9 protein-coding genes are annotated in these 8,633 nt (G+C 72.8%); 7 read left to right on the plus strand and 2 right to left on the minus strand.

Annotation, left to right across the window (positions count from 1 at the left end):
- Nucleotides 1-142: 142 nt before the first annotated feature.
- On the minus strand, nt 143-1,306 hold the full coding sequence (locus tag ACFW9D_RS32730) for a TetR/AcrR family transcriptional regulator (RefSeq protein WP_384628025.1): 1,164 nt from the start codon (nt 1,304-1,306) through the stop codon (nt 143-145).
- Between the two features lie 231 nt (nt 1,307-1,537).
- Here ACFW9D_RS32730 and ACFW9D_RS32735 point away from each other — a divergent pair, with 231 nt between their 5' ends.
- The 5 genes from ACFW9D_RS32735 (at nt 1,538) to ACFW9D_RS32755 (ending at nt 6,583) form a co-directional block, all read left to right on the plus strand.
- Nucleotides 1,538-3,109, plus strand: a complete 1,572-nt coding sequence (locus ACFW9D_RS32735) for a long-chain-fatty-acid--CoA ligase (RefSeq protein WP_384628027.1) — start codon at nt 1,538-1,540, stop codon at nt 3,107-3,109.
- Nucleotides 3,110-3,152: 43 nt separating this feature from the next.
- Nucleotides 3,153-5,108, plus strand: a complete 1,956-nt coding sequence (locus ACFW9D_RS32740; protein WP_384628029.1) for a GMC family oxidoreductase N-terminal domain-containing protein — start codon at nt 3,153-3,155, stop codon at nt 5,106-5,108.
- A gap of 203 nt (nt 5,109-5,311) precedes the next feature.
- Nucleotides 5,312-5,518 (plus strand): DUF5988 family protein, encoded by a 207-nt coding sequence (locus tag ACFW9D_RS32745; protein ID WP_384628032.1) that lies wholly within the window; start codon nt 5,312-5,314, stop codon nt 5,516-5,518.
- 58 nt (nt 5,519-5,576) lie between these two features.
- Nucleotides 5,577-6,035 carry a hypothetical protein gene (locus ACFW9D_RS32750; RefSeq protein ID WP_384628035.1) on the plus strand — a complete coding sequence of 153 codons (459 nt, stop codon included), beginning with the start codon at nt 5,577-5,579 and terminating at the stop codon, nt 6,033-6,035.
- Nucleotides 6,036-6,109: 74 nt separating this feature from the next.
- Nucleotides 6,110-6,583, plus strand: coding sequence for a hypothetical protein (locus ACFW9D_RS32755; protein ID WP_384628038.1), 474 nt, complete (start codon nt 6,110-6,112; stop codon nt 6,581-6,583).
- A gap of 33 nt (nt 6,584-6,616) precedes the next feature.
- Here the strand turns inward: ACFW9D_RS32755 and ACFW9D_RS32760 are convergent, their stop codons facing one another.
- Complete coding sequence (locus ACFW9D_RS32760; RefSeq protein ID WP_384628040.1) at nt 6,617-7,075, minus strand: MarR family winged helix-turn-helix transcriptional regulator; 459 nt, start codon at nt 7,073-7,075, stop codon at nt 6,617-6,619.
- A gap of 70 nt (nt 7,076-7,145) precedes the next feature.
- Between ACFW9D_RS32760 and ACFW9D_RS32765 the strand changes: the two genes are divergently transcribed.
- Nucleotides 7,146-7,787 carry a maleylpyruvate isomerase family mycothiol-dependent enzyme gene (locus ACFW9D_RS32765; protein WP_384628043.1) on the plus strand — a complete coding sequence of 214 codons (642 nt, stop codon included), beginning with the start codon at nt 7,146-7,148 and terminating at the stop codon, nt 7,785-7,787.
- Between the two features lie 115 nt (nt 7,788-7,902).
- The gene (locus ACFW9D_RS32770; protein WP_384628046.1) at nt 7,903-8,559 is read left to right on the plus strand and encodes an HD family hydrolase; all 657 of its coding nucleotides are present in this window, start codon (nt 7,903-7,905) and stop codon (nt 8,557-8,559) included.
- Nucleotides 8,560-8,633: the final 74 nt, after the last annotated feature.

The raw sequence follows: 8,633 nt of genomic DNA on the forward strand, positions 1-8,633 counted from the left end.
GCGTTTTTAACACACCCCCGCCCCCCCCCCCCCCCACCCCCGGTGTACCCCCCCGGCCCCCACCCGCCGGGCCGCCGCCGCCGTCCCCCCGGGCCGCCCCCCCCCGGTTTCTCCGGGGGCGGCGCCGCGGGCACGGCCGGAGTCACAGACCGAGGGCCCGGACGACCAGGGTGGTGAGCCCGTCCCGGTTTTCGGGGCTGTCCTGCCATCGCAGGCGGCGACCGGCCTCGACGACCACACCGAACCCGGCGTGGACCAGGACCCGGGCCTGACGCGCGTCCAACTCAGGGCGTGCCAGCCGTAGTTGCTGCTCCCACACGGCGATGTGCTCGCGCTGCGCGAGGATCAGGGGCCGGCGCAGCTCGTCGGGCAGCCCGGCGACCTCGGCCTCCGCGACACTGATGAGCCCGGTGTGCTCGAAGCTGTAGCCGACGTACGCCGACGCCAGCGCGACGACCGCGTCGCGCGGGTCGGTCACCTCGTCGAGGCTCCGCTCGACGGCCTGTGCGAGCAGCGCCGCCGCCTGCAGACAGGCGGCCACCAGGATGTCCACCTTGGTGGCGTAGTGCCGGTAGAGCGCGGACGGGGCGAGGCCCACGGCCCGCGCGATCTGCCCGTTGGTGACCTTGGCGAATCCGTCGCGGGCGAACAGCGGGACCGCGGCGGCGAGGATCTCCGCCCGCCGCGTGCGCGGCACGGACCGGGCGGGCGGTCCGACGGAGCGCGGGGGGCGTACGACCTGCTCGGGCGTGGTCGCTGCGACGCGCAGGGCGGAGGCCAGCAACTCCTCCTCCAGGCGCCGCCGGGCCAGGGAGTTGTGGTGCTGCGTGATGGACCCGATCGCGCCGAGCGCCGCCACGGCCCGCACCTGCGCGCGGGGCTGCGGGTGTGCGCGGCGTACACCCTCGGAGACCCGGCCGACGACGCGCGCGAACTTCGCCTTGAGCAGCCGCCGGTCCTCGGCTTCGAGGTAGCGCGCCTCCCAGCGGTAGAGGCCTCCGGACGCGCGGTGCGCCACCGCGACCCGGGTGACTGCGCCGAGCACCTCCGCGAGGTCCGCCTCGGACGGCACCTCGTCGAGGGTCGCGACGAGCCGGTCCACCATGACGTTCGCGCACGCGGCGAACAGCGCGTACTTGTTGGGGAAATGGCGGTACAGGGCCGTGGCCGTGATGCCCACGGCGGCCGCGATCTCCTCCATGGACGCCGCGTGGTAGCCGCGCTCGCTGAACACCCGGCCGGCCGCCCCGACGATCAACTGCTTGCGATTGCGCGGGCGCGTGGCCGCGATCGGCTCGGCGGTCACCGGCAGCGAGAAGGTCGTGGAGAGTGGGCCATGCGCACCAGTCAATCACACGGACCGGTGTGGGCCGCGCCCGCTCCACACCTCGCCCCTCACGTGACGCGCCGTTCACATCCCATGTGATTTTCCATTAACAAAGGGCTTCTTGGGCGATGCCCGCGCGGGCATAATGGCCCTCGCTCGCGCCCCACCCCGTTCCGCCCCGCCCCGCCCGTCCGGAACCTGAGGAGTGGCATGTCCACCGATACGGCTCCCGCCTGGTCCTTCCGGCACCACTGGATGGCACAGACGGCCACTCACGCGGCCATGCGGCCCGACAAGCCCGCGCTGCGCCACCTCGGGGAGACCACGACGTGGGCCGAACTCTCGCGCCGGTCCCTGCGGCTGGCCGCCGCGCTCTCCGACCGGGGCGTCGGCGAGGGCGACCGGGTGGCCCTGCTGACGCTCAATCACCCATGGTTCGTGGAGAGTGTGTTGGCGGCGAACAGTCTGGGCGCCATGGCCGTCCCGCTCAGTTTCCGGCTCGCCCCGCTCGAGCTGGGGTACATCCTGGCCGACTGCACCCCGTCCGCCGTCGTCGTCGACGCCCAGCTCCTGCCGCTGCTCCGCTCGGTCCCGGCCGCGGCGTCGATCGGCACCGTCGTCGTGATCGGCGAAGGCGGCGCGGGCGAGGGCGAGTTGGCGTACGAGGACCTTCTCGCCGCGCACGAGCCGATGGAACTGCCGGACGTCCCCGAGGACGCCACGGCGCTGATCATGTACACCTCGGGCACCACCGGCAGGCCGAAGGGTGTACTGCTCTCGCACCGCAACATGCAGGTGCAGGCGATCACCTGCATCCGGGCGATGGAGATCTTCGACGACTCCGACGTCGGCTTCCTGACCGCGCCCTTCTTCCACATCGCGGGACTCGGCTCGATCGTCGCGAACATCCTGGTCGGCGGCACCGTCGTCATCCACCCGCTCGGCGCCTTCGACCCGAAGGCCGTGCTCGACGCGTACGAACGCGAGGGCGCCACCGTGGTGTTCAACGTGCCGCAGCAGTGGGACCTGCTCTGCGCCCAACCCGACATCGACAAACGGGACCTGAGGCTGCGCGTCATCAGCTGGGGCGCCGCGCCCGCGAGCGACGCGACCCTGCGCGCCATGGGCGAGGCGTTCCCCGACGCCCTGAACGTGGCCGTGTTCGGCCAGACCGAGACCTCGCCGATCACCTGCGTCCTGCGCGGCAGGGACTCGCTGCGCAAACTCGGCTCGGTCGGCCGCCCGATCCCGACCCTCCAGTACCGCATCGTCGACGAGGCGATGAACGACGTACCCGTCGGCGAGGTCGGCGAGATCGTCTACCGCGGTCCGACGGTGACGCGAGGGTACTGGCGCAAGCCGCGGGAGACCGCGGAGGCCTTCGAGGGCGGCTGGTTCCACTCCGGCGACCTGGTCCGGATGGACGAGGAGGGCTTCGTCTGGGTGGTCGACCGCAAGAAGGACATGATCATCAGCGGCGGCGAGAACATCTACTGCGCCGAGCTGGAGAACGCCATCGCCGGGCATCCCTCGGTGCTGGAGGTCGCGGTGATCGGCCGGTCCGACGAGCGCTGGGGCCAGGTACCGGTCGCGTACGTCACGCTCGCTCCCCAAGCGTCGCTGTCCCTCGGGGAGTTGACCGAGTTTCTCGACGGACGGATCGCGTCGTTCAAGATGCCCAAGGACCTCGCCGTCGGTGACGGGCTGCCCCGCAACGCGGGCGGCAAGGTCGTCAAGCACGCGCTGCGCACCCAGGACGAGCAGCAGGCGCCACGGGCCTGAACGCCTGAACGCCCGAGCCGAACCCACCTCGGAGGACGGTCCCATGCAGCTCGACTCCCGCCGGCGGGCGGCGCTCACCGCGATCTGCGACACCTTCGCCCCGGGGGACGGCGCGGCGATCCCGTCCGCCGGCGCGCTCGGCGCGGTGCCCGTCGCCGAGTCCCTCGTACGCGCCCTGCCGCGCGCCGCCGACCGCAAGCAGCTCACCACCTTGCTCGGCCTGTGGAACACGAGGGCGGCCGGACTGTTCCTGGGTACCGGCGGGCGCCGGTTCTCGGACCTGACGCCGGCCGCCCGCGAAGAACTGCTGCTCCGCCTGGGCGACGCACCGTCCGAGCGCAAGCGGGTGCTCTTCCAGGCCCTGCGTTCCCTGGCGACCTCGGCGTACCTCCTGGCGCCGGGCCCCACCGGCACCTCGCCGGTCTGGGAGGCCATCGGCTACCCCGGCCCCCTGGGCACGCGGGCGGACGCCCCGCTCCCCCGTCTCTCTCCCGTGTCGCCGACGGCCGACACGACGTTCGACTGCGATGTCGTCGTGGTCGGCTCCGGCGCCGGGGGCGGAACCGCGGCGGCCGTTCTCTCCGGTGCCGGGCTCGACGTGGTCGTGCTGGAGCGCGGCGGGTACTACGACGACGCCGACTTCGACGGCGGCGAACACTCGGGGCTCACCCGCCTCTACGCGGGCGGCCCGGCGGCCACCGCCGAGGGCCAGGTCTCCCTCGTCGCGGGGTCCTGTCTCGGCGGCGGGACAGTCGTCAACTGGACCACCTCCTTCCGAACGCCGGACGAGATCCGGACGGAGTGGGCGGGTCTGGGAGCCGCACAGTTCGCGGAGAAGGAGTACACGCAGGCGCTGGACGCGGTGACGGAGCGGCTGTCCGTGAACGGCGACCACAGCGCCGCGTCCGCCCGCGACGCCGTGATGGAGCGCGGGCTGCGCGCCCTCGGCTGGCACGTCGACGCGATGCCCCGCAACGTCGTGGGCTGCGACACGGGCACCGACTGCGGGCGCTGCGGATACGGCTGCCGGCTCGGTGCCAAGCAGTCCGTCACGAAGACCTGGCTCGCCGACGCGGAGGCCGCGGGCGCGCGCCTGGTCGTCGACACCGCCGTCCGCACGATCGACGTGAAGCAGGGCCGCGCGGTCGGCGTCCGCGCCGTGACCTCGTCCGGCCACTCCGTGACCGTACGGGCCCGCGCCGTGGTCGTGGCGGCCGGCGCCGTCCAGACGCCCGCCCTGCTGCGCCGCTCCGGGTTCACCGACCCGAACATCGGGCGGTATCTGCGCCTGCATCCGGCCACGGCCGTGTGGGGCGTCTTCGACGAGGAGATCCGCCCCTGGGAGGGCGGGATGCAGACCCGGTACTCGCGCGAGCACAGCGACCTGGACGGCCGCGGACACGGCGTCATCTACGAGACCGGGCCGGGCAACCCGGCCGCTCTCCAGGGCTTCATGAACTGGCGGGGCGCCGCCGCCCATCTCGACGCCCTGAAGGACCTCGGCCGCACCGCGGGCGTCGGCGTCATCACCCGCGACCGCGACAGCGGTGTCGTGAAGGTGGCGCGCGACGGCGAGCCCGTCCCGCACTACCGGCTCTCGGCGTACGACGCCGCGCATCTGCACGCCGGGATCGAGGGGGCCACCAAGATCCTGGCCGCCGCCGGAGCCCGCCGCATCCGGTCCGCCCATCAGTCGGGCCCCGCCTACGAGCCCGGCCGCAGGGGCACGTACGAGGAGTTCGTCGCCGCGTGCCGCACCGCCGGATACGGGCCGGGCCGTTGCGCGATCGCGGCGCTGCACATCATGGGCACGGCCCGCATGGGCGGTTCCCGGAACACGAGCGCCACCGACCCGGACGGCGCGACCTGGGAGGTTCCCGATGTCGTGGTCGCCGACGCGTCCTGCTTCCCCACCTCGTCGGGGGTGAACCCCATGATCTCCATCGAGGCGATCGCCCACATGAACGCCACGAGGCTGGCGGAGCGGCTCGGCAGGTAGCCGGCGCGGTACGGCTGCTTCGCGGTAATTCCCGTGCGGGACAACCATGTTGGCGGTCGGTGAGCGGGGCCGGATCTTCGACCGGGACGCGACACCCACGCGCAGCGACCGGCGGCCCGCGGTCTGGCCGGACGTGTGAATGCGCGGTGGGCCCGTCGGCGCGTCTTGGGCGTGTCACGTCCGGCCGCGTCGAAGATGCCGGGATGAGCGATGCGACCAAAGCAGTTCTCGAAGGCGGGCCCGACGATCTCCCCGAGCGGATCGTCTCCGTGTCCGCGCCCGGAGAAGACATCAAGATCGCCTTTCGAGGCGGGTACGAGCATTTCCGGGCCACGACGCGTGATCAGGACACCCCGGAGGGTTCGTTGCCGGTCTACGAGTGGTGGGAGCGGACGGAACTGCCCGGCTAGCGGCCCCTTCCCGTGACATCCGCCGCCTCCCGCGCGACGATGGAGGTGGAGTCCAGTGATGGCACGGATGTTCGTCGAGGGCGACGAGGTGGTCGTGCACCTGTCCCTGCGCGAGAGGGCGGCCGCACGCAGGGGCGACGTGCGCGCTCCGCTCGGCTCGGTGAGCCGGGTGACGGTGGAGCCCTCCTGGTGGCGCGCCCTGCGCGGGGTCCCGCACAAGGGCCGCTGGACCGCCGGGACGCGGTGCGTCGGCACGCGCACGTACGAGGGTGGTTCGGACTTCGTCGCCATCCGGCACGGCCGGCCGGTCGTCTGCGTCGAGTTCCGGGACCCCGCGCCCTTCCGCCTCCTGGCCACCTCCGTCGCCACGCTCGCCGAGGCCCGCGACCGAGCGCGGGCCATCAGCGATCGGGCCCCGGATCCGGACACGTCCACGCCCTGCCGCCAGCCGCTGCCCGTGCCGGAGGAGGACGACGAGAACACGGCCCTCGACCAGCGCCGTTCGGACACCGAGTGAGGGGCACGCGGGGGCGCGGGCACGAGAGTTGACCGTCGTATAGTCACGGTCGGCTCGTGTGCGGGGGAGGCAGGATGAGCAGTCGGGGTCCGGCGGGTGGCGGGGACATCGAGGACACGTGGCGCAAGCCGTGGTGGATCGTCGTCGGTGCGGCCGTCATGTTCGCCATCGCCTGGGCGACCGTGGACTCGTGGATCGATCCGTACGCCGTGGAACTCCCGGACGACTGCGTACGGGGACCGCGCGGCGGCTGCCTGGTCGACGCCCCCTACCACTGGGCGGCGTCGGTCACCTTCTTCGTCCTGGGGCTCCCTGCCGTGGTGGTCGCGATCATGGGTCTGGTGACCGACCGCTGGCCCCCGGCGCTCGGCCTGGCCCTGGGCTCGATCGCCGGAGGGATCTTCACTCTCACCCATGGGGACACGACGGCGCATGTGATCTGGGCGGTGGTGCTGTTCGCGCTCGCGGCCACGTCCCTCGTCCTGGTCACCGGCCGCAAGATCCGGCGGCCGCGCAGGCGGTCACGGGAGAGCTGGCTCAGCCCGTGAGACCGCCGGCGAGCGTGGCGAGCGGATCGGACGTCAGCGGTGCGGGTCGCTGATCTCGCGCAGCGCCTCCAGAGCCTGGCGCAGTTGCCTGGTTCGCGCGGGGCCGAGGTGGGCGGTCCATCGGTCCTGGACGTCGCGGACGACCGGCAGGCTCAGTGCGACGAGTTCGTGGCCCCGCTCGGTGAGGGTGACGAGGCGTGCACGCGCGTCGCGCGGGTCGGGTGCGCGTCGGACGTACCCGGCGCGTTCGAGCTGGTCGACGATGGAACCGATGGTCTGCTTGCTGACCTGTGACGCCTCGGCCAGTTCGGCGAGGCGCGAGCCGTCCGGGCCGATCCGCTGGAAGACGCGCGCCTGTGTGAGCGAGATGTCATGCCCGGCCGATTTGAGGGCGTCCATCACCGCGGACTCCATGAAGCGGTACGGGATGAACATCAGGAGGCCCAGGTTGAGCTCGCCCTCGTCGCTGGCACCGACCTCGTCGTCCGTCATGCCGCCATCATTACAGAAGGTCCGAACCTCGTACTAAAATAGTCCGAGGTTCGGACCTTTGGAGGCTGTCATGGACGACTCGGCCCCGTACTGGTCGGCGGTCCGCGCCACCCGACTGCGGATCGCGGACCTGCTGGAGGATCTGAGCCCCGCCGAATGGGAGCGGGAATCGCTGTGCCGGGGCTGGCGGGTGCGGGACGTCGCCGGGCACCTGGCCCTGGTCCCCACCATCACCACCTGGGACATGCTGGCGGCCGCCCCGCGCGCCCGCTTCGACCCCGACCGGATCAACACGGCGCTGGCCCGCCGGCACGGCCGTCGCGCACCGGCGGACCTGGTCGCCACGATCCGGGAACACGCGGGCACACGGCGGACGGCGAAGGTCCTGGACACGCGCAACGCGCTGTTCGACGCGATCGTCCACAGCCAGGACATCGCCCTCCCGCTCGGCCGGTCCTTTCCCGTGCCCGCCGAGCACAGCCGCGAGGACCTGCGCCGGGTCTGGGCGATGGGCTGGCCGTTCCACGCCGGGCGCCGCCTGGCCGGCTTCACGCTGCGGGCCACGGACACCGACTGGGAGACCGGCGACGGGCCCGAGATCGCGGGCCCCGCGCTGGCCCTGCTCCTCCTGTCGACCGGCCGCACCGTCTCCCTGCCCGCCTTGCGCGGCGAGGGCGCCGACCGTCTCCGGGCCTCGGATCCGCAGGCTTGAAGACCTCCTCGTACGGCGCGTACCACCTCGTCGCCCCGGCCACCGGCAACGGAGGTCTACGAGATCGTCCGCCACGTGCAGGCGCCGTCGGCTCGGGGCCTGCCACGATGAACGCATGAGCGATGAACCCCGCCGGAAGCTGCTCGCGGAGAAGACGCCCTTCCCGGACGGCCTGGACGAACGGCTGCGCGCCCAACTCACGTTCCTCGTCGAGGTGGACCGGCTCAAGACCGTGCTGCGGCAGTCTCCGCTCGCCGCGGCGGACCGCCGGGAGAACGACGCGGAGCATTCGTGGCACCTGGCGATGATGGTCGGCGTCCTCGCCGAACACTCCGACCGGCCCGTCGACGTGGGACACACCGTCCAGCTCGTCCTGGTGCACGACCTGGTCGAGATCTACGCGGGCGACACCCCGCTGTACGACAGTGCCGCCGGGGCCGACCAGGAGGAGCGGGAGGCCGCGGCGGCCGACGAACTCTTCGGTCTGCTCCCGGACGACCAGGCGCGGCGCATGCGGGCCCTCTGGGACGAGTTCGAGGAACGCCGCACGCCGGAGGCCCGGTTCGCCAAGGCGATGGACCGGCTGCAGCCCTTGCTCCTCAACTGGATGGCCCGCGGCGGCACATGGCGCACCCCGGGCGTCACCGCCGACGACGTCCGGGCCCGCAAAGCCGTGATCGGGGACGCCTCCGGTTCGCTGTGGGAGGCCGGGCGGCGCCTCATCGACGAGGGCGAGCGGCGCGGATGGGCGCGGACCTCGCCCGGGGAGTGACTGCCGCCGGCCGCGCGCGGCCCCCCCCCGCGCGCCGATTCGCCAAGGCCGCTGACCGCGAGCAGCCGAGGGGA

Origin of the sequence: Streptomyces sp. NPDC059524 (assembly GCF_042749255.1) — a bacterium.
Lineage (GTDB): Bacteria > Actinomycetota > Actinomycetes > Streptomycetales > Streptomycetaceae > Streptomyces > Streptomyces xanthii.

What these genes read in the sequence shown, in the direction of transcription:
- ACFW9D_RS32735 (WP_384628027.1), top strand. Translation starts at nt 1,538, where the DNA reads ATGTCCACCGATACGGCTCCCGCCTGGTCCTTCCGGCACCACTGGATG.
- ACFW9D_RS32740 (WP_384628029.1), top strand. Translation starts at nt 3,153, where the DNA reads ATGCAGCTCGACTCCCGCCGGCGGGCGGCGCTCACCGCGATCTGCGAC.
- ACFW9D_RS32745 (WP_384628032.1), top strand. Translation starts at nt 5,312, where the DNA reads ATGAGCGATGCGACCAAAGCAGTTCTCGAAGGCGGGCCCGACGATCTC.
- ACFW9D_RS32750 (WP_384628035.1), top strand. Translation starts at nt 5,577, where the DNA reads ATGGCACGGATGTTCGTCGAGGGCGACGAGGTGGTCGTGCACCTGTCC.
- ACFW9D_RS32755 (WP_384628038.1), top strand. Translation starts at nt 6,110, where the DNA reads ATGAGCAGTCGGGGTCCGGCGGGTGGCGGGGACATCGAGGACACGTGG.
- ACFW9D_RS32760 (WP_384628040.1), bottom strand. Translation starts at nt 7,075, where the DNA reads ATGACGGACGACGAGGTCGGTGCCAGCGACGAGGGCGAGCTCAACCTG.
- ACFW9D_RS32765 (WP_384628043.1), top strand. Translation starts at nt 7,146, where the DNA reads ATGGACGACTCGGCCCCGTACTGGTCGGCGGTCCGCGCCACCCGACTG.
- ACFW9D_RS32770 (WP_384628046.1), top strand. Translation starts at nt 7,903, where the DNA reads ATGAGCGATGAACCCCGCCGGAAGCTGCTCGCGGAGAAGACGCCCTTC.